General features: G+C 38.5%; 25 protein-coding genes and 4 pseudogenes. 9 read left to right on the top strand and 20 right to left on the bottom strand.

The genetic code is table 11. The features are described 5' to 3' along the window. Positions 1 to 31 precede the first annotated feature (31 nt). Positions 32 to 421, bottom strand: a complete 390-nt coding sequence (locus tag NDM98_RS04470; RefSeq protein ID WP_251604937.1) for a DUF3397 domain-containing protein — start codon at positions 419 to 421, stop codon at positions 32 to 34. Between the two features lie 33 nt (positions 422 to 454). Next, complete coding sequence (locus NDM98_RS04475; protein ID WP_251604939.1) at positions 455 to 1,357, bottom strand: 2-dehydropantoate 2-reductase; 903 nt, start codon at positions 1,355 to 1,357, stop codon at positions 455 to 457. 170 nt (positions 1,358 to 1,527) lie between these two features. Here NDM98_RS04475 and NDM98_RS04480 point away from each other — a divergent pair, with 170 nt between their 5' ends. Then, positions 1,528 to 2,040, top strand: coding sequence for an N-acetyltransferase (locus tag NDM98_RS04480; RefSeq protein WP_251604941.1), 513 nt, complete (start codon positions 1,528 to 1,530; stop codon positions 2,038 to 2,040). A 63-nt stretch (positions 2,041 to 2,103) separates the two neighbouring features. Here NDM98_RS04480 and NDM98_RS04485 read toward each other — a convergent pair whose 3' ends face one another. The 3 genes from NDM98_RS04485 to NDM98_RS04495 form a co-directional block, all read right to left on the bottom strand. After that, complete coding sequence (locus tag NDM98_RS04485) at positions 2,104 to 2,673, bottom strand: RsfA family transcriptional regulator (protein ID WP_251604943.1); 570 nt, start codon at positions 2,671 to 2,673, stop codon at positions 2,104 to 2,106. 288 nt (positions 2,674 to 2,961) lie between these two features. Further along, a complete protein-coding gene (gene rpmF / locus NDM98_RS04490; RefSeq protein ID WP_251604945.1) occupies positions 2,962 to 3,132 on the bottom strand; it encodes a 50S ribosomal protein L32 in 171 nt (56 codons plus the stop codon). Between the two features lie 42 nt (positions 3,133 to 3,174). Then, on the bottom strand, positions 3,175 to 3,690 hold the full coding sequence (locus NDM98_RS04495; protein ID WP_251604946.1) for a YceD family protein: 516 nt from the start codon (positions 3,688 to 3,690) through the stop codon (positions 3,175 to 3,177). A gap of 158 nt (positions 3,691 to 3,848) precedes the next feature. Here NDM98_RS04495 and NDM98_RS23820 point away from each other — a divergent pair, with 158 nt between their 5' ends. Beyond that, positions 3,849 to 4,157, top strand: a complete 309-nt coding sequence (locus tag NDM98_RS23820; protein WP_307728654.1) for a nucleotidyltransferase family protein — start codon at positions 3,849 to 3,851, stop codon at positions 4,155 to 4,157. Then, positions 4,090 to 5,081: pseudogene (locus tag NDM98_RS24895) on the top strand (tRNA(Met) cytidine acetate ligase). Before NDM98_RS23820 ends, NDM98_RS24895 begins: the two are co-directional and overlap by 68 nt. A gap of 26 nt (positions 5,082 to 5,107) precedes the next feature. Here the strand turns inward: NDM98_RS24895 and NDM98_RS04505 are convergent. Then, positions 5,108 to 6,160: a SepM family pheromone-processing serine protease gene (locus tag NDM98_RS04505; protein ID WP_251604948.1), complete on the bottom strand. Its 1,053-nt coding sequence runs from the start codon at positions 6,158 to 6,160 to the stop codon at positions 5,108 to 5,110. 102 nt (positions 6,161 to 6,262) lie between these two features. Here NDM98_RS04505 and spoVV point away from each other — a divergent pair. After that, positions 6,263 to 7,493, top strand: a pseudogene (gene spoVV, locus NDM98_RS04510) (dipicolinic acid transporter SpoVV). On the opposite strand, the gene coaD reads toward spoVV, so the two are convergent. Then, positions 7,483 to 7,956 carry a pantetheine-phosphate adenylyltransferase gene (gene coaD, locus NDM98_RS04515; protein ID WP_285803880.1) on the bottom strand — a complete coding sequence of 158 codons (474 nt, stop codon included), beginning with the start codon at positions 7,954 to 7,956 and terminating at the stop codon, positions 7,483 to 7,485. The pseudogene spoVV and the gene coaD sit on opposite strands and share 11 nt — an antisense overlap. Then, positions 7,953 to 8,528: a 16S rRNA (guanine(966)-N(2))-methyltransferase RsmD gene (gene rsmD / locus NDM98_RS04520; protein ID WP_251608945.1), complete on the bottom strand. Its 576-nt coding sequence runs from the start codon at positions 8,526 to 8,528 to the stop codon at positions 7,953 to 7,955. Before rsmD ends, coaD begins: the two co-directional genes overlap by 4 nt. Positions 8,529 to 8,855: 327 nt before the next feature. Here rsmD and NDM98_RS04525 point away from each other — a divergent pair, with 327 nt between their 5' ends. Continuing rightward, positions 8,856 to 9,248 (top strand): DUF7147 family protein, encoded by a 393-nt coding sequence (locus NDM98_RS04525; RefSeq protein ID WP_251604950.1) that lies wholly within the window; start codon positions 8,856 to 8,858, stop codon positions 9,246 to 9,248. Positions 9,249 to 9,532: 284 nt separating this feature from the next. On the opposite strand, the gene NDM98_RS23835 is transcribed toward NDM98_RS04525, so the two are convergent. The 3 genes from NDM98_RS23835 to NDM98_RS04535 all read right to left on the bottom strand — a co-directional run bounded on the left by NDM98_RS23835 (position 9,533) and on the right by NDM98_RS04535 (position 11,218). Beyond that, positions 9,533 to 9,997, bottom strand: a complete 465-nt coding sequence (locus tag NDM98_RS23835) for an MFS transporter (RefSeq protein ID WP_308807680.1) — start codon at positions 9,995 to 9,997, stop codon at positions 9,533 to 9,535. Further along, entirely contained in the window at positions 9,954 to 10,835 is an 882-nt protein-coding gene (locus NDM98_RS23840) for an MFS transporter (RefSeq protein ID WP_308807681.1), read from the bottom strand. Before NDM98_RS23840 ends, NDM98_RS23835 begins: the two co-directional genes overlap by 44 nt. Before the next feature lie 104 nt (positions 10,836 to 10,939). Then, complete coding sequence (locus tag NDM98_RS04535) at positions 10,940 to 11,218, bottom strand: YlbG family protein (protein WP_251604952.1); 279 nt, start codon at positions 11,216 to 11,218, stop codon at positions 10,940 to 10,942. A gap of 131 nt (positions 11,219 to 11,349) precedes the next feature. Here NDM98_RS04535 and NDM98_RS04540 point away from each other — a divergent pair, with 131 nt between their 5' ends. Continuing rightward, positions 11,350 to 11,643 carry a hypothetical protein gene (locus NDM98_RS04540; RefSeq protein WP_251604953.1) on the top strand — a complete coding sequence of 98 codons (294 nt, stop codon included), beginning with the start codon at positions 11,350 to 11,352 and terminating at the stop codon, positions 11,641 to 11,643. Positions 11,644 to 11,676: 33 nt separating this feature from the next. Here NDM98_RS04540 and NDM98_RS04545 read toward each other — a convergent pair whose 3' ends face one another. Further along, positions 11,677 to 12,117, bottom strand: a complete 441-nt coding sequence (locus NDM98_RS04545; protein ID WP_251604954.1) for a YlbF/YmcA family competence regulator — start codon at positions 12,115 to 12,117, stop codon at positions 11,677 to 11,679. Positions 12,118 to 12,275: 158 nt separating this feature from the next. Here NDM98_RS04545 and NDM98_RS04550 point away from each other — a divergent pair, with 158 nt between their 5' ends. After that, complete coding sequence (locus tag NDM98_RS04550; protein WP_251604955.1) at positions 12,276 to 13,037, top strand: ATP-grasp domain-containing protein; 762 nt, start codon at positions 12,276 to 12,278, stop codon at positions 13,035 to 13,037. Positions 13,038 to 13,054: 17 nt separating this feature from the next. On the opposite strand, the gene NDM98_RS04555 is transcribed toward NDM98_RS04550, so the two are convergent. Both NDM98_RS04555 and NDM98_RS04560 read right to left on the bottom strand, forming a co-directional pair. Beyond that, positions 13,055 to 13,321, bottom strand: coding sequence for a YlbE-like family protein (locus NDM98_RS04555; protein ID WP_251604957.1), 267 nt, complete (start codon positions 13,319 to 13,321; stop codon positions 13,055 to 13,057). A gap of 24 nt (positions 13,322 to 13,345) precedes the next feature. Further along, positions 13,346 to 13,792 (bottom strand): YlbD family protein, encoded by a 447-nt coding sequence (locus tag NDM98_RS04560; protein WP_251604959.1) that lies wholly within the window; start codon positions 13,790 to 13,792, stop codon positions 13,346 to 13,348. Between the two features lie 132 nt (positions 13,793 to 13,924). Here NDM98_RS04560 and NDM98_RS04565 point away from each other — a divergent pair, with 132 nt between their 5' ends. After that, a complete protein-coding gene (locus tag NDM98_RS04565; RefSeq protein ID WP_251604961.1) occupies positions 13,925 to 14,425 on the top strand; it encodes a PaaI family thioesterase in 501 nt (166 codons plus the stop codon). Between the two features lie 4 nt (positions 14,426 to 14,429). Here the strand turns inward: NDM98_RS04565 and NDM98_RS24555 are convergent, their stop codons facing one another. Together NDM98_RS24555 and NDM98_RS04570 are read right to left on the bottom strand one after the other, a co-directional pair. After that, complete coding sequence (locus NDM98_RS24555) at positions 14,430 to 14,648, bottom strand: CAP domain-containing protein (RefSeq protein WP_373370355.1); 219 nt, start codon at positions 14,646 to 14,648, stop codon at positions 14,430 to 14,432. Beyond that, positions 14,548 to 15,498: a CAP domain-containing protein gene (locus NDM98_RS04570; protein WP_251604963.1), complete on the bottom strand. Its 951-nt coding sequence runs from the start codon at positions 15,496 to 15,498 to the stop codon at positions 14,548 to 14,550. The genes NDM98_RS24555 and NDM98_RS04570 overlap by 101 nt, the downstream gene beginning before the upstream one ends. 219 nt (positions 15,499 to 15,717) lie before the next feature. Between NDM98_RS04570 and NDM98_RS04575 the strand changes: the two genes are divergently transcribed. Continuing rightward, a complete protein-coding gene (locus tag NDM98_RS04575) occupies positions 15,718 to 16,071 on the top strand; it encodes a YugN family protein (RefSeq protein ID WP_251604964.1) in 354 nt (117 codons plus the stop codon). Between the two features lie 140 nt (positions 16,072 to 16,211). Here the strand turns inward: NDM98_RS04575 and NDM98_RS04580 are convergent. From NDM98_RS04580 to ctaD, 4 genes and pseudogenes are all read right to left on the bottom strand, one after another. After that, positions 16,212 to 16,756 (bottom strand): annotated as a pseudogene (locus tag NDM98_RS04580) (DUF420 domain-containing protein). 206 nt (positions 16,757 to 16,962) lie between these two features. After that, complete coding sequence (locus NDM98_RS04585; RefSeq protein ID WP_251604965.1) at positions 16,963 to 17,307, bottom strand: cytochrome C oxidase subunit IV family protein; 345 nt, start codon at positions 17,305 to 17,307, stop codon at positions 16,963 to 16,965. A gap of 4 nt (positions 17,308 to 17,311) precedes the next feature. After that, on the bottom strand, positions 17,312 to 17,932 hold the full coding sequence (locus NDM98_RS04590; RefSeq protein ID WP_251604966.1) for a cytochrome (ubi)quinol oxidase subunit III: 621 nt from the start codon (positions 17,930 to 17,932) through the stop codon (positions 17,312 to 17,314). Between the two features lies 1 nt (position 17,933). Next, a pseudogene (gene ctaD, locus NDM98_RS04595) lies at positions 17,934 to 19,767 on the bottom strand (cytochrome c oxidase subunit I). Positions 19,768 to 19,781: the final 14 nt, after the last annotated feature.

Here is a 19,781-nt window from a genome sequence, read left to right on the forward strand (position 1 = left end):
AAAGTACGTTCTAATACCAAACAGAACGAACTCACACAAAAGAAAAGATACTCTTTAATAATCCATAACCACTAAGTACTATGTAAATAACGACAAAAATCAGGAAATTCAGCCTCCAAATACCCTTAAATAATTTTGATGCATAGAAATCGTCCATAACGTTCCAATAGATAATTGTAAAGGTGAAAGCCACCGCAAAAAAAAGTGCAAATACAAGCCAAACGGAAGTTGGTGCCCACAATTGTTGCAGAATATAATAAACGGCAGCCATAAATAAAACAGCCGAACAATCGCTTGCCAGTTTAATTGATTTACGCTTTTGTTTTGTGATTTTTACTGTTGTGATATAGATCAAATACCACCCTAAAGCAGGGATGGTTACTACCGTTGCAATAAAAGCAGCTACTGTACTTGTTACCATAATACATTCACCTCGGTCCATTTTCTAAAACGACTATTTGTTTTGTTCGCTATTTATTAATGCTTTATTCAGAAAATGAATAATAGGAATAGATACCTGAAGGTTTTCTGATAAACGCACGAGAAATCCAAGTATACTGTCAACCTCAGTCTGTCGTCCGGCTTTTATATCAACAAGCATCGACGATTGGTTTTCCTTTGTTTGCTCACAAATGTTCAACACATTCTGCCAGTGCTGTTCTTTACCTATCTGAAGTGGGTGAAGTTGAAATGCCTCTTCAAAAACTGCACGCATCATTTGTTTTAATTCAATCGACAAAATTAGTTCTCCATTTTGAACACCAGTTAATGCAGTAAGCGGATTAATACATACATTCACTAAAAGCTTAGACCACAACAAAGACTGCCAATCGTCCTCCTTTTTGACAGGAAAGTCAGATTGACTAATTGTGTGCATCACTTTATTCAAAGCAACTGACTCCTCTTGAAAATAAGACCAATTAAGTTCGCCTATTCCCGTATGACGCACATTTGTTAGGCTTTCTCGAATCGCACCATGACTGATTGTGCCAAATCCTATATGTATATCCGCTAGTCGATTGGCTTCCTCAACATGAGACATTCCATTTTGTAAAAAAAGATAGCTTTGATGTTTCCTTCGTTGTGGTTCGATTTGTTTTAAAACATGATGTAGGTCGTAGGATTTCACAGTGAAAATAAGTACATCCGCCTCTTCTAGAGGTGCATTATTTAAATCAATACTGTTTATAGCAATATTTCGCTTCTTATTATTGTTAATAAGTGTTAGGCCATGTTCATTTATTTCATTTGCTTGTTTTTTTGTTCTGGTGCACAGCGTAACCTCTTCAATGACCTGTTTCAAATATGCTGCGGTTAGAAGACCAATTGCCCCTCCACCTATTATCATTAGTTTCATTTCATCCCGTCCTACTCTAATCATTAGTTGAATTGTACCATATACTTCTAGAAAAATAGATCTTTTTTAGTGGATTTATTTCATCAAACACTCGACGTAAATAATGCGCTTTCAAATCTTTTATGTTAAGATAATGAAAACGCATTCTTATATTTTTAGGAGGATTTATTATGACGAAACCAATCGTTGAACGCCTACTAGTTAACTATAAAACATTAGATGAGTTTAAGAATTTTAGGGAGTTTGGTGCAGCTGAACTTTCAATGAAAGATGATTTAAGTGCAAATATTATTGAGAATGACAGTGAATCTCCTTTTTACGGTATTTACTTCGGTAAAAAACTTGTTGCCAGAATGAGCCTTTACCGCATTGATCAACGATTTGATCAATATTTTGACCCACCTCAGGATTATTTTGAGTTATGGAAGCTTGAAGTGTTAGAACCTTATCGTAATAAAGGCTACGGTCAAGCACTTGTGGAATTTGCTAAAAGCTTTGGTTTACCAGTCAAGACTAATGCAAGGCAAGCTTCAAGTGAGTTCTGGGACAAATCAGGTTTTGACTCTCTGACGTACGACCCTGAACGTGATCGTGGCGAAAGTCCCTTTGTATGGTTCCCAGAAGGTGTAATAGAGCAAGAACAACAACCTACCACTGAACCCGTAACAGACAAACAACAATAATAAATAAAGCCCTGTCATCTCAGACAGGGCTTTATTTTTATGAAAAAAGAAGGAATGACTGCCTTACATTGTTCGTTCAATTGGATGATCTCTCGTAAACTTTCTAGCTCTATCCATGATTGTTAATAGTGCCTTATAATCCTGTGTAATGAGATCTTTATCTCGTGAAAGCTGATCTAGTTTTATCTTCAATTGTTCATTCTCTAGCTTTAATTGCCCAAGCTCATACGCATCGTTTGCCTCATGTTTAGATTGGTACTCTGTTAAAAACGTAATCACATCACTAAGATTTAGCTCAGTTGATGGAACAACCGTTTCTTTTTTGCTCTCAGTTTGCACCTCTACATTTTGTGGAGAAATAGCCGAAGCTGGAGTAGACACCGAGGCTTGTTCAGACTGTCGAGCTGATTTCTTTGATTTTTGTTTTTTTGCTAACGCAACAGCAGATTCATATTTTTTCCTTATTGCTGAGTTCCACCTAAATCCACAAGCTGCACTAGATCTTGATAATTTTTTTCCGACTTCTTCAAAAGCCGAAAGCTGTGTACTTGATTCTCGAATATGTCGTAAAACAACTTCAGCAAGCAATAGGTCTTCATCTTCTGACCATGCATCTTGACGAGTGACTACCATATTGATCTCTCCTTTTATATCATATGCTTTCTTATGTCTATGCGAATACAAGAATAGATAGACTAGGAACTAGTATTCAGTTATATCCTTTTTTCAACTACTCTATTCATTAATAGGTAAGAGAACAGAAATGAGGATTAACAGACTTTTAGATTCCCTTCGTATACCTGAAGCAAGCAATGACGAAGAAATTATGGAAAGACAAAGCAAAAATACAGATTTCAAACAGAAAAATGCCTCTCAGGAACAACTCCCAAGAGGCATTTTATCTAAGCAAGAACTTAGATGTTATTTTGTTACTTTTTCACCTTTGTATGATCCACATTCTTTACAAACGCGGTGGCTAAGTTTTAACTCGCCGCATTCTGCACATTTCACCATACCAGGGACAGCTAGTTTCAAATGCGTACGACGCTTTCTTTTAGCGGTTTTAGATGTTCTTCTAAATGGTACTGCCAATATTCCCACCTCCTTAAAAAAATCAATACATTTACTACGTTGTCATGACTTATCAAAAAACTTTGCTAAATCAGCCATACGCGGGTCAATCCGATCTTTTTGAGACTCTTCTGTTACAAGTTCCCAATCTTTACCTGATGGCGGAGCGAGTGGCTCAGCGCCTTCTTCAGCATAAACCTGAAAAGGAACCTCAAGTAGAATCCGTTCTTCCAAGATAGGAGTTAGATCAATTACATCACCAAGAACCGTGTGAACTTCTTCTTTTTCAGAAACATCAGGCATAACTGATCCATCCGGTAAAAAATGTTCATCAAAGCTAATATCAAGTGGCCATTTTACATCTGCAAGTGTTCTTGCACAAGGTAAAGTCAATTCACCCTCAAGTTTCAAGGAAAAAGTAATTAACTTATTAGGATAAGTTACTTCACCTGTCACTCGGATATTTGACATGTCACGAATATCATTGCTAGTTTTCAGTAATTCATCGAACCGAACTGACTCGTTAATAATAAAGGTCTTATGCTTAGCTGCTTTTAGTTCTTGCAGCGTCCATTTCATGATTAACCACCTCTAAGGCACAAAAGTAATTATAGATCTGACACCATGGAATGTCAACCTTTTTTCTTTACAGTTTAATGCGTATACTAAGATCAGTTCCTCAATTAGAACTATTCCTATTCTAGCATGTCAAATACCCTGAGTAAAGGAGGCCAACCATGCTTACTCATTCAAAAAAACAAAGAGCCGTTGGACTAGTTGTAGAATATAATCCATTTCATAATGGTCACCTGTATCAACTAAAGCAAGCCAAACTTGAAACAGGTGCGGATGTTGTCATTGCAGTAATGAGTAGTTCATTTTTGCAACGAGGAGAACCCGCTCTTTTGTCAAAGTGGTCACGCACAAAAATGGCTTTGGCAAATGGTGTAGATCTTGTTCTAGAACTTCCTTATGCATATGCCACTCAAAAGGCCGAACAGTTTGCAGCTTGGTGCGATTGCAATCCTAACGGAAATAGGTACTGATTGTCTGCATTTTGGTAGTGAATCAGGTTCAATTAAAGACTTTCAACAGTTGCTATTATTTATGCAAGAACATAATGAGCAGTGGAATGCATTGGTTAAAGGCCATATGCAGCAAGGGTACAGCTATCCAAAGGCATCTGCTCTAGCCTTTAAGAGCTTACATACACAAACTGAACTTTCCTTGGAGCAGCCAAACAATATACTCGGCTATCACTATGTCAAAGCGATCGCAGACCAACGTTCTTCTATCAAGCCCTATACAACAAAACGTATTACTGCGGGGTATCACGATCGAACAATTACATCACCTACCATCGCTAGTGCAACGAGTATTAGAGAAGCGATAATGGGTCAAGATGATGCTTCTCATCAGATTCAACAGGTTATGCCTGAAGCATCGTTCCGTGAATTGTCCACATACAGCTTGAAGCACAAACGCTTCACTTCTGGGAATTGTATTTCCCGTTTTTACAATACCGCATTCTAAGCTCTACGCCTTCTGAGCTCGCTTCTATTTATGAATGTGAGGAAGGCTTAGAATTTCGATTGTTAGATACCATAACAAAAGCAGCCTCCTTCAAAGAATGGATGGCTGCTATGAAAACCAAACGATATACATGGACAAGACTACAAAGATTGGCCACTCACGTGCTGACCAATACAACAAAAGATGAAATGAATCAAATTCATGAACAGAAACTTCCTTATATTCGTCCACTAGGTATGACCAAAGCTGGTCAAGCTTATTTAAACGAACGAAAAAAAGAAATATCAGTACCAATACTCAGTCGATTTGCTTCAGCAAACGATCAAATGGCCCTTACTGAGCTTAAGGCTGCAAGAGCTTATCTTGCACCACTCGCACAAGAAATTAAAGCAAAACGAATGAATGAAGAGTTCTCAACTGCACCAATACGTGTTTAATTCCACACGTATTGATGTCTTTTTTCTTAGTTTTGATTTTCTGGTAGGGTTTCAAGGAAGGTAAGTGCATCTTCCATTGTTTTCACTGGGATCACTTGCATATCTGTGCCAATGTCCTCTGCTGCTGCTTTCGCTTCCTCATAGTTCGTTCCATTTTGTCCTTCTGCATCTGGCGCAAGGAAATATTTTGCACCCGCTTTATCTGCTGCTACAACCTTCTGTGACGCTCCACCAATTGGACCAACTGTACCTTCCTCATTAATGGTGCCTGTACCCGCAACCAAATACCCGTGTGTAATATCTTCAGGAACAAGCTGATTGTAGATTTCAAGGGAGTACATCAGTCCTGCTGATGGTCCACCAATATCCGTTTCATCAATAGTTACACTTGGAGAGAATGTGACGTCTCGATCGGTAACAGGAGACAGGATACCAAGCCCCACTCTACCATCCTCTACTTCATATTCTTCCGGGAATGCTTGAAAGCCAAATTTTATTGAGAGATTTTCATTACCACGAGTAACAGTCAAAACAACCTGATCATCCTCTGTATATCCCGACAACAGGTCAATGAGATCCTCCGCTGTATGTACAGGCTCGCCATCTACTTCTGTTATCAGATCACCAATTTCAAGGTTCCCTTCAGCAGGCATTCCTTCCATTATCGTTGTTACAAGAACTCCATGGTATTCATAAGAGACATCAGCTCCAGCTTGTTCATATGCCGCAATCTTTGCCATTTCCTGCGAATTAGACATCAACAGCATTTGACGATCATGATAATCTGAATCGGATTCACTAGAACCCCGCACTTGCTCTTCGGGAATGATATGTCGATATGCGCTCAAATAGGACCATGCAAAATACAACGGAGTTGCTCGAGCCATCTCAACGGTTGTAAGCATAAAAGCACCCTCTTCAATACCATTTGTTCCTTCAACTGAAATGACTTCTTGAAGCTCTTGAGCAATTCCAGGTTGTGAATAATAATAAGGAAGTTTTATAAAATTCAATAGAAGAATCACAATGATTATAAGTAAATACCGCATTCTGATTAATGGTTTACGCGGTTCGGTCATATTGACCTCCTCCTTCTCACACTTAATTTTCAATCCCGTTCCCTTGGTCTATTTTATCTACGGACACGTATAGTAATACGTATAGAGACAAGCTAAGGGGGAATAGGAGTGCCGATTCTAAAAACATGGCTACTTGCTGGGGCATCAACTTTAATGGCTTTATCTTTAATCATATTCCCTAAAGAAGCCCTAGAGGCCTCGTTAAATGGTATGGCGATGTGGTGGGATGTCGTTTTCCCTTCACTGTTACCATTTTTCATTTTATCTGAGCTACTCATTGGTTTTGGTGTTGTTGCCTTTTTAGGCACCATATTAGAGCCATTCATGCGACCGATCTTCCGTGTTCCTGGATCTGGAAGCTTCGTTTGGGCTATGGGACTTGCCTCAGGAAATCCAAGCTGGCGCTAAATTAGCAGTTAGATTACGCCAACAAAAAAAAGTATCACGTATAGAAGGCGAACGACTAGCGGCCTTTACCAACTCTTCCAACCCGTTATTTCTCTTTGGCGCGATTGCTGTTGGTTTTTTTCATAACCCAGCACTTGGTTTACTTCTTGCAAGTGCCCATTATCTTGCTAATATCTTTGTTGGTTTAACTATGCGGTTTTATGGTCGAAAAGAAGAAACCGTTTCAGACGTTTCAAATGAAATGCGTAGTCGCTTTTCTTTAACAGATGCCGTATCAAGAATGCATCAAGAACGCATCCAGGATGGCCGCCCCATTGGACAGCTTTTAGGTGATGCTGTTCAGTCATCTGTACGCACCTTATTGCTTGTTGGTGGATTTATTATTTTGTTCTCGGTATTAAACAAAATGCTTTCACTTATTGGATTCACAGCTATCGTTGCTGACGGAATTACACTGTTTTTTTCAATGTTCCAGTTTCCACCTAGCTTAAGTATTCCTTTTGTCTCTGGACTATTTGAAATAACGTCTGGTGCCAATTTAATAGCAGCTAGTGAAGCACAGCTACTTGAAAAAGTTATTGTTGCTAGTTTTTTTATTGCATTTGGTGGTTTTTCTATTCAAGCTCAAGTTGCTAGCATCTTATCTGAAACAGATTTACGATTTAGACCGTTTTTTATCGGCCGCATTCTTCAAGGTTGTTTCAGCGCGATCCTCGTTTGGTTATTATGGAATCCACTCTATCAAAATAGAGTAGCCGTACAAACCAGCAATAGTGAAACAAATACTTTTTATCTGGATTTTGTTCATTTGATTCCTGTAGCTTGGAATGATTGGCTGAGTATTTCACCACACATCACACTTTGGGCTCTATTCCTTTTTATCATTCTCCAACTTCGTCTCAACCTGCAACGAATTAATAACTAAGACGTAATGCGTTCTCAACTGCTTGTGGAACCAATTCTTTTAGTGGCTGCTTATATTTTGCCGCTTCCTTCACGATCGTAGAACTAATAAAAGCTAACTCTCCACTCGTTGCTAAAAAGAAGGTCTCTACATTTGGAGCAAATTTGCGATTGACTGCAGCTACTTGCATCTCGTATTCAAAATCCTTTGCTCCTCTTAAACCACGGATCATAGCGTGTCCATTCTGTTCAACTACGTATTGTACGGTTAATCCTTCATAAGAGTCGACCGTTACACCTTGTATATGCCGAACAGATTCCTTTATTAATTCAATTCGTTTATCTAAAGAGAAAAGGGTTTGCTTTTTGCTATTATGTACTAATAGAACACGAACCTCGCTAAAAACCTTTGAAGCTCGTTCAATCACATCTAAATGTCCTAAAGTAATTGGATCAAATGAACCTGGAAAGATCGCCAATGTCATGATGTTTCACTCCCACTCAATGAATCTCGTGTCCAAATAGATATAACCGTATCACCGTATTGTTCCTCTCTCGTACAGTTTAATTCTCCACAAGCATCTGGTAATGAAACGGAAGATGCATGTTCAATGACAATGACCCCATTTTCAGCAAGTAATTGATGTTGTTCAATGGTTTCAAGATGCTGCAATAGAGTTTGTTTAGCATATGGAGGGTCTAGGAAAATACAGGTAAATGATAATTCTCTTTTTATAATTGCTTTAAGCGCTCGATCGGCATCTGTTCGATAGACTTCTGCTTTTTCCTCGAAGCGGCAAAATTCCAAATTTGAATGAATGGTTTGAATCGCCTTTTTATCTTGATCGACAAAAATAACCGACTCAAGACCTCTGCTTATGCCTTCAATGCCAAGTCCTCCACTTCCCGCATATAAATCAAGTCCACTTCCACCATTAAAATACGGGCCAATCATATTAAAAATCGATTCTTTCACTTTGTCAGTAGTTGGTCTTGTACCCTTACCTGATACTGCTTTTAAAGGAAGTCCCTTTTTTTCACCTGAAATTACTCGCAATACGATCACCATGCCTTTATTCGTCAATTCATGCTCTTATTTTATCCTATTATATCATGAAAATGAATTCGAATATTTCATGTATAGATAATGACTTGTCCGACAATACTACGAACTAACAGCATGTTTTCATGTTGTGACAACCACGGAGAAGACTTACATTCCCCATAAGCTCTCTCCGGTTTCTCCTCTCCCATAGCCTAACGCATATATCATGTGTGTAGGCACCCGCAGTCAATTGACTGCGGTTTTTTTTATTCTCGACTGGTCATTCGATTCATGCTATAGTGACTCGAGATTAGTACGTGTCAATTGGAGGAGTTATATATGATCCAACGCTTTATTGAACTAGGAGAAGGTTACGGAGACTTTTACGAATTAATAGAACTTGCCTTATCAAATAAACAACGTGTCCACCATTTAATCCAAATTGAAACAACGATAAAAGAACAAAAACGAGCATCACTAGCCGTTGTTCTTCAGCCTGCAACAAAAGCTGGATTCATGCCCATATATTTTTGTCGGGAAGGCATTAGCATTCACTCCGAGAGAGTAAGTGAACGAATACGTGTTTTCAACGAATTAGCTGAAACGATACATAAAAAGATTCGTTATCTTGAAGTTCGACCTTCTGCCGATTTCCCAGAAAAAGATTTATATCAGCAGTATCTAATCGGTGTTCTACGCGTAAACCACTGTATACCACCTTTAAATTGGTAGTGAAATGAATGATTTACGGAAGCGGCTGGACAGACAAGTTTTAGCTATCCCAAATAAACCGGATCATCACATGCTGATGATCCGGTTTATTTGTTTGTCAAAAATGAAAATAGGTAAGCTACCGCTCCAGACATACATTCCGCACCCATCCATGGAGCATGAGATCGCAGATTTCCCTTGAAACAAAAATGACGAACGACCCTACACCAGGATCATTCGTCTTAAAGGTTATCCGTACTTCTTGTACATCATTAAAAGTAAATTCACTTTAATGGATTATGCAATTATGTTGTATTTTGATTCGGTTCATGTCCATTTTCTCGCTTGAATGTCCTTTCAGCTGGTTGCATAACTTTTAATTTAACCATGACAACTGTACCTAAAAGTATAATTGAAGTCGTGAGCAGCAAACCTCGTACACCGTATAAACTCACAAGCCACCCACCAATAATAGGACCAATCATTGAACCAAGATACATGGCACTATTCGAGAATCCATACGTGCGACTTTCCATTCCTTGTGGTGCATGCATTCTAATAAGTGTATTTGCAGTTGGAAGTAGTCCCCCTAGGCATAAGCCGACAAAGAACCTTAGTACAATGAGTTGCCATATATCTGTGACAAACACCTGAGGTATGGTAAAAAGTGCGACACCTAATAAACAGTACACAAGTGTATGGTGTGCGCCTTTTCTGTCACTCACCCTACCAAGCCAAGCCGATGTCATAAAGTTTGCAAAGCCAGTCACTGACACCACAATCCCGGCGTAGAGAGAAACATTTGCAGCTTGGAGATAATTCCTCTACATACAGAGATAACAATGGATTAACACCCATTATCGCAAATTGAATCAATAAAATCACAAGATAAATAGATAAAACAGGTTTTTTGGATGTGATTTTCTTAAACTCCATCATTGTACTCGTTTTTGTCTTTTCTTCTTTAGCTGGTGTGAAGTTCTCTTTTACAAACAGCGTTACCCCAATTGCAGCAATCAGAATAAAAGCACCTGTTATAAAAAAGACCATTCGATACCCAAATGCCTGTGACATTAATCCACCGAATAGAGGCCCACCAATTGCCCCTGCCACTGTACCAGATTGAAGAATTCCAAGAGCGTAGCCTGTGTGTTTTTTAGGTGTATTTGTACTCACTAACCCGATGGCAGTTGGTATAAATCCAGAGATTACACCATTTAATAACCTCAGAAACAAAAGACTTATTGGCCCAGTTGCTAAACCCGTTAAACTAATTACTATGGCCATTCCAAAGCCAGAACGTAAAATCATCAATTTCCGTCCATGTCTGTCCGCCATCCTTCCCCAAAATGGAGAAAAGATAAATGCTGTCAAAAAATTCGCTCCAAAAATAATGCCTGCCCACAAACTAATTTCCTTTGGATCACTCATGCCTAACTCTTTAAGGTACAGAGGCAAAAAAGGCATGATCATCGACATTGCACTCATCACTAAAAAAGTGCACCCCGCCAGGATCCACACATTTCGTTTCCATGCTTCCAATCCGATCACTTCCTCGTCTCTTCTATTATATATTTCGCGGGGCGAAACAATCAAGTGATCTGCCACTGATTAAAATCTCATTTTTTAAATGTTTTGTTGTTTTTCCAAGGCTAATCTCCGTTTTTCATACCATTTTGACGAAGAAAAAACCAAGTGAAAAATCCACTTGGTTATATACCCATTTTATAATCATATTCTTTTGCTTTATCTGGTTTGGCATTTTGGTAGTCTGTTTTTATAAAGGGTCTCATCGACGGTTTAACTTCACGAACAAAATGAAAACCACGTAACTTATCCATTGTTTCCTCAATGTGATCTTGGTTACAATAAAAAACAACGTATTTCATTTTTTTGGAGACATAATGAACATTCCCAAATCGCCTTAGCTGCCTGGCAAATTTCAGTGATGTTAACCATACGACAATACCTTGACGTTGCCCACTCATCATCTTATTATTCTCCTCATCTAATTCATTCAACATAATTTTATCATGAGCTATTTTCACTTATCAACTATGATTCGCTCTGTTAGTACGTTACCCTAAAGGTACATTCATATCCAGTAAAGGAGTGAACGATCTTGCTTGATTCTTATTACTCTCAGTTCATTCAAACATTACCGCACTATTCAATCAAAATGAAAGCAATTGGCGGTTATTATTTCTTATATGTACGATCAAATGAAAACGAAACGAAAACAAAGGAATCCATTCAATCAGCTGCCTCAGATATTACTAAACAAACCTTGTTAACGTTTGAATGCGAATCTGTACGCACAGTAAATGGGATCCATGTCTTTCGTTTTAGGTTCCTTGTGCCTAGGGAAAAGATGTTTTGCTGTGGCAATGAATGTCCGAACTGCATCCGCTTTTAAAAAAGAAAACGGCATAAGGCCGTTTTCACTATGTTATCCGCAACTACAGCCTCCGCCAGAGCCGCAGCCTCCGCTACAAGACATGTTATCAAAAAAAGGATTGCCTGTTGGAACTTTTATCGTCTCTGAAACCGAATGAGCAATCAACCCACTAATTTCATTCAACAGAAATTCAAGTTCTTTTTCTGCATCTTTAAAGGCTTTAACGAGTTCGTGCTTATCCATGCTTCGCTTAAGTTGGCGTATTTCTTTTGACACCCGCTCATAATCAGGATGGTATTTCCCAAATCGTTGAACTTCTTCGTGCATATCTTTCATCTGATTAAAATCATTAATCAGCTTTTGAGCCTCAGTACTTGCACGTAGTTCATCTCTAGCCTGTATATATTCATCAAAGGTCTCAGAATGAATAATCATATCAGTTAAACCTTCTGTTTCAGTTAATAGCTCCATTTCACTAATGGTAGCGAGCATTTTAGCACCCCCTAGCAAGAAGTATAGCACGTCTTAGGGTGCGTTCATACCTATATATGGACTTTTGTTGAACCTTTTCATTTATCATTGACTTTGATGAATAGCGGCACTATAATTCATTGAATTTAGTTGTACGTAGAGAGGGCGTTGCGTGAGTTATGAAACTGGTTACATTCAATCCATTTCGAACAATTGGGCTACCTGGCCTGCATTATATTAAACCAGAGAATATGTTTGCAGAAAAACAACAGATTGAAGAAGCGGATGTTTGCTTATTCCCTGAGAATTGGCAAGTGAATGCGCTTGTTTACGGGATGAAGAAAAAGATCTTTCCAAGTATCCAATCTATCCAATTAGGTTTTAATAAAATTGAAATGACAAGAGCACTTTGGAGTGTTGCACCTGAATTAGTCCCAAAAACGGTCATACTCGGTCGAAATCGGGATACATTCCAAAAAGTTCTCAATGATTTCCCTTTTCCGTTTGTTGCCAAAGAAGTTCGCAGTTCTATGGGACGTGGCGTCTTTTTAATTGAAAACGAAAAACAATTTCGCGAATACAGCGATCAAAACCCAACCTATTATATTCAGGAATACTTACCGATCGAACGTGACTTACGTGTTTGTATAGTTGGAGACAAAGCAATCGCATCGTATTGGCGCGAAAATAAAAACACGTTTAAAAATAACGTTGCACAAGGCGGTCGCATCATCTTTGATGACGTGCCAGAAGAAGCTGTGCAAGTTGCAGTTGATACTGCCAAATCACTTGGCATTGACCATGCTGGATTTGATTTAATTGTAGTTGACGACCAATATTATATCCTTGAATTTAACACTTTGTTTGGTAACCAAGGCTTTCAAGAATTAAACGTATCAGTTGAACAAGAAATTGCGAAATATTTGGGTTTAAACAAATAAAAAAACACAGGAAGCCTTTAAGAACTGAAGGTTTCCTGTGTTTGTGCTACGGTATCCTGCCCCATTTTCAACATTTCCATCATCATCATGGCTAAGCCTAAATTGGACTGCATTCTCTCTACACGTTGAGGGAATGTACGTCCATAAAAATAATTCGCTTCTTTTTCAAGAGACTGGAGAGCAGATGGATCTCTTGAAAGTTTTCGATACCATTGAGGGTTTTGGCGAACAAACAAACGAAATTCCTGATTCTCATTTAATAAGCGGATAATTTCCGGCCTCATACCACACTCATCCTCTCCAATTAGTCACGTCGAAACGAAAAAGGGCTGGTCTGAATTTGACCTTGTTTCCTGTCCTTCCGACCGCTGAAAGCTTTGAATAAGTGTCTGGACATTTCCTAATACTGAACTAAACTGAGCTAAATGATTTTGTAGGTCTTGCACATTCATTTTTTTGACCATACCCATAATCTGTCCCATAAACTCAGCAGCTTGCCCTGGTTCTGTTTGTTCGTTGTTTTCACTACTGCTACTACTACTTGATTGAGGTTCCTCCTGATGCACATATTGCTCACTTGCATCTGCCTTAAACTGGTCCCACTGACTGTGGTCAGCACCCAAAACGGTCCACTCCTCATAATATGCTTGGAGTGATTTATTCCCTAAACGAATCTCGTTTGTGAGTTTAGGATGCTCCCGGACAAAGGCTTTAAATTCCTGCACACTTGGATGAAGCTCATGTGAGGACACCATGTCTACCTCACCACCCTTTCCCGTATAGTACTATTTTAGAAAAAAGCCTAGTCCATAGTTCGTCTTTTTTGAAAATTACTTGCTTTTATTTGTTACAATATAAAAGCTACATATCATTCAGGGGGTTTTTTAATGGAACAAGTCACAAAACAAAACGTACAAAAGCAGTTTGAGCAATTCATTCAAACGGCAACCAATGAAGATCGCAGTATTTTATCTAAGATTCTTGATAATCTCCAACAAAAAAAGGACTCCACTGGGTCCTATTTATCTGCTATTATCAAAATGGAAAAATCTTCATTACAAGATAAAGAGCTTGAAATTACATTACCTGTACATCCAATTGTCTATAATTCATTAGATATGGTCCATGGCGGCATTACCGCAACACTAGCCGATTCAGCAATGGGAACTCTTGTACATCAATTACTTCCAGATCACCAGACAGCTGTCACGTCCAATCTTTCCGTGCAGTACATTCGCCCAGGTACAGGTGATTACTTGCGCTGCAGGGCTTCTGTCACACATCAAGGCAGACAATTGTGTGTAACAGAAGCCAAAATTGTCGATAATCGCAATAAATTAGTGGCAACAGCACAAGGAACATTTATGGTCATACCAAAAGCTAAATAAATGATTACTCAGCAGGGGTCAGGAAATTTTGAGTGAAACTCTTTTCATAGACCCCTACTCCTAGTTCAGTAAACCCCTCATGTAAAAGATTCACACGATGCCCTTCACTATTCAGCCAACCTTCAACGGCCGCCGCGCCATCTACATAATTCAGAGCAATATTTTCTCCAAGCCGTCTTAAATGGTACTTCTCCAGCAATAAATCTTGCATCAAGCTTTCCATACATAGGAGAAATATGGTCAAAATAATCATTTACTACCATATCTAAGCTATGCTTATAGGCGATATTACGAACATCTTCATTCCATTTATATGGTTCCAATCCATGCTTTCTGCGAATCATATTTGTTAAATGGAAGATTTGCTTTTCTTCGCCAACCTCGATTGCTTTCCATTCTTCACTAGAAAGAGTTTTCTCTTCCGGAATGGTTCCACGATAAGTCATCCAATATGGTTTTTGTTTAAGTAACATATCGGTTGTTAATAATCTGACCGTAGATAATTCACTTGTATGTATATCAAAGTACAATTGAAGCCAGTTATCCCCATACTCAATTAACGGTCTAGCGCGAATATCCTCTTCGGTCAACCGAAACTGAAAGGTTCCGCTATCATTCTTAACCTCTAAGGTTGTTTCAAACTCATTCTCTGATGAAAGATTTTCATACGTAAGTTGTCCATCAAAAATTGGATCTGAGAGTTCGTCACCCATATAATAACAGGTTACAACATTGCCATCAGCAACTCCGGCTTGTAAATAGGAATGACTATTAATTGGATAGATCCACCACTCATACCCATACGAAGAAGGGTCTTTACGCTCTGGCTCTCCAAATGCTTGTTTAAGCTCATCTTCAGTCATGTCAATCAACTGATCCAGAACAACTCCAGATTCGCCTCTACGCCCCTCTAACGCCTCTTCTGATGGAACTTGCTTCTCTTGAAGCTGATCCTGTTTGAAAGGTGTCTCAGCAAACCATCGCTGCACCTCATCCTTTTGTGTTACTTCTACTATCATAATCACTAGAATAAGTAACAAGGCGGCTAACAAGCCTAGCCGTTTGCCCATCATAATCACTCCTTTGTCATAACCCTAACAAAAAAGTTCGTAATTCTTCTCTACTTCCCTTTCTCTACTTATGTAAACTTCTGTCTATTATCGTAGAAATAAGAGGTGGATACGCCTTTATTCTGTTTGGTTAAAAGAAAAACAATTCATTTATTGCAAGCTGATGCATTTCATACTATCATAATTATAGAAAACATGCAGAACAAAAGGGGTGTATTAATAATGAAATTTGATGAAACCGGTTTCGAAGGTCAAGAAGTTAAATTTGCTCATATTCGACACGCTGCGGAAGCAAGTGGATTTGTACATGCAGAACAATGGGATTATGAGCGCGCTACATTTGATTACAAAATTGTTAATCAAGGTGATACATACTATTTACGAGTCCCTATTTATGCTATTAAAGGCGATATCCCTAAGAACGAAACGATTTGTCGAATGATGACACCATTACTCGGAAAGCACTATTACCCTCACGGTGTAGAATACGCGGGAGAAGACTTTCCTGAATCAGTTGTAACAAAATCTCAATCAAAACTTGACCTACTTAAACATACGCTTGAGCAAGAGGTTTAGTTTTAATTTTTTTCAAAAAAGGAGTCTTCGGATTCTCCTTTCGCTACATTTTTTATAAATACAAATAACGAACGTTCCTGATTTCAAGGAACGTTCGTTATTTTGGTTTATCTAACTACTTTTGCTCCAGTCTCTTCTTTTTAATAATAAGGAGCAATCATAATATAAACTAACACTCCAGTTAAGCTAACATATAACCAAAGTGGCATGGTCCACGCGCAATCTTTTTGTGACGTTCATTTTCCATGTTCCACGCTCTAGTGACCGTAGTAAGCGCTAGTGGCACAATCACAGCCGCAAGAACGATATGAGTGATTAGAATAAAATAATAAACGTAGCGTAAGAACCCTTCTCCACCATAAGCTGTGGACGATGATAAAAAGTGATGTGCTACATACGTGACCAAAAATAAGGTCGTTGTAGTAAAAGCAGCATAGATAAAACGTCTGTGTAATGTCACATTACGCTTTAAAATGGAGATTAACGCTGCTAACAAAAATAAAAAGGTAAAACTATTAAAGATAGCATTAAACAACGGCAAAAGCTTTACATCAAAAGCATCAAAGTTTTCATAACCAGGCATACCTGACAATACAGCAACTAATCCATTAACAATAATTGTTACAATTATGATTAGTGGTTTATAATTTCTTTTTTTGTGTGAAGACAACGTTTCTGACACCATTACCTCTCCCTTTCAATTAAAGCCTATCCATTCAATTTGAATTATACACCCAGAAAGATACTAGAAACAACGTAAGGCGTCACAATCTAATGAACTTTCATGACGTGGGATGAAAAGACAGAATTAAACAAATAAAACGACGAACGGTCCAATAAAGGATCATTCGTCGCTTTTTTTACAAATACTTTTACTCAACCATTTCCTACTTAATACTTCGTCACTCCGATTAACAGCATCAAAGCAACAATCGTAGGCAGTGTGATAAAAATCCCGGTAATCATAAATACATTGACCCACGCATGATCTTTATCCTTCATATGCATAAAGAACAATAGCTGTAACGCCAATTGTACAACAGCCAGAATTAAGATGAACGGGATCGCTAATGTACGTGGAACGAAGTCAGTGGCAACCGCTGCAAATGCCAAAAAGGTTAAGAAAATCATAAGCGCAAAAGCAACAATTTGCTTTTTTATCTCGGCTTTATGAGATCTTTTCTCTTCGTTTGTCATTGCACTCGTTTCAAAGCTCTCACTTAAATGGTCAGCCATACAATCAACCTCCTACTCCCATAAGATAAACAACTGTGAAGATAAATACCCAAACGACATCAATAAAGTGCCAGTACAAACTTGCTAAATAGAACTTTGGCGCATTTGTTAATGTGATGCCTGAGCGTGAATAGCGGATAATTAATAAAATCATCCAGCACAATCCAAATGTAACGTGTGCTCCATGCAAGCCGACTAGCGAATAGAATGCACTAGAAAATGCACTGGTTGTAAACCCAAAATCGTAATGTGTTACATACTGATAGAATTCATAGATCTCCATTCCTAGAAAACCTAGTCCAAGCACAACCGTAATCGATAGCCACGTCATCATTGAACGAAAATTGTTCTTTTTCATCGCTGACATCGCCAAAACACTAGTTAAACTACTTGTTAGTAGCAACATCGTCATGATAAAAACTAAGTCTAGATGAAAAATATCGGCAGAAGTTGGCCCATCTGCAGTTCCATTACGAAGCCCTAAATAGGTTCCGAAAAATGTAGCAAATAGAATTGTCTCCCCACCAAGGAAAAACCAGAACCCAAGAAATTTATTCTTCCCTTCAAGTGTTGCTCTTTCGGGATGTGACGGGAGACCATTAGACATATCAACTGATCCAGACATTCTACTTTTCCCCCTTTTTAGGTAATTCACGCTTAATTTGTTCAATTGGCACGTGATAACCGTGATCTTCTTTTATTGATCGTATTGCCATACAGCCGAATGTAATCGCAAATCCAGCAACTACTACAATCCATGGATTAATAATAGGGTTATCCATTTCAAGCATAATCAAACCAAACCCTAAGAAATATAGACCAATAGAGATGATAAGCGGAAGTATTGAACCATTCGGCATATGAATTTCTTGAATTGGTTCTGCCGGTTTCATCGTGCCATCACCGTGAATTTTTTCATAAAACAACGGATCTAGAGAACGTACCTGTGGAGTTTGAGCAAAGTTATACTCTGGTACAGGTGTTGGTGTTGCCCATTCCAATGTTCTTGCATCCCACGGATCAGCATCTGTTACTCTTTCACCTTTAAAGGCTGAGTAAATGATATTCACAACTAAAAGGATAATACCTGCAGTCATGAAAAACGTTCCAATTGTACTGACCATATTATACGCATCTAGGCCTTGATCTTTTAGATAGGTAAATACTCGTCTTGGCATACCCATCAAACCTAATAAATGCTGAATAAAAAATGTCAGATGGAACCCGATATAAAATATGGCGAAAAACCATTTCCCTAAAGTCTCGTTTAATTTGTGACCAAACATTTTTGGATACCAGTAGAATAATCCAGCAAATAATGCTAATACAATCCCACCAACAATGATGTAGTGAAAATGAGCTACTACAAAATAGGTATCATGATAAAGATAGTCTACCGGCGCCATTGCTAGCATGACCCCAGTTACTCCACCTAGAACGAAGGTAGGAACAAAGGAAGACGCAAATAGCATCGCTGTATTAAACGTAATCTTTCCGCCCCACATCGTAAAGAGCCAGTTAAAGATCTTGATACCTGTTGGAACCGCAATGGTCATTGTAGCTACCGCAAATACTGAGTTAGCTACAGGTCCCATACCTACAGTGAACATATGGTGAGCCCAAACCATAAATCCTAAAAACGCAATGATCATTGTGGCAAATACCATTGCCGTATAACCAAACAAACGCTTTCTAGAAAAGGCAGGAATGACCTCTGAAATAATACCAAATGCAGGTAGAACAAGAATATAAACCTCTGGGTGACCAAAAATCCAGAAGATATGTTGCCAAATAACTACGTTTCCTCCAACGCTTGGCACAAAGAATTGTGCATCAAATATCCGCTCAAGCATTAAAAGAGCAAGACCTGCTGCAAGAGGAGTAAATGCAAATAGAATTAGTGTTGAAGAAATAAAAGACGTCCACACAAATAGTGGTAGTCGCATCATACTCATTCCAGGTGCTCTCATATTCACAATGGTTACAAGGAAGTTAATCGCAGAGATTAATGTTCCAATCCCTGATACCTGTAAACCAAGCACATAAAAATCAATACCTAAGCGGTCTTGAGTAGATAACGGTACATATGCTGTCCAACCAGCATCTGGCCCTCCACCAAAAAACCAACTAGTACTTAATAAAAGTCCTCCAGATAAGAAAATCCAGAATCCTAATGCATTTACAAATGGGAATGCTACATCACGAGCCCCTATTTGTAACGGTATAAAATAGTTCATAAATGCAAATAGTAACGGTGTAGCTGCTAGGAATAACATAATGGTTCCGTGCATTGTAATAAACTCATTAAACGTTTGACCGCTTAAGAATGTATTCTCAGGAAACATTAATTGAATTCTCATAAATACAGCCATTAAACCTGCTTTACAGAAAAATAGCGTTCCAAGCTATTAAATACATAATGCCTAGTTTTTTATGGTCAACGGTTGTTAACCAATCCATGATGACACTTTTCT

The organism is Alkalicoccobacillus plakortidis, from assembly GCF_023703085.1.
GTDB classification, from domain to species: domain Bacteria; phylum Bacillota; class Bacilli; order Bacillales; family Bacillaceae_D; genus Alkalicoccobacillus; species Alkalicoccobacillus plakortidis.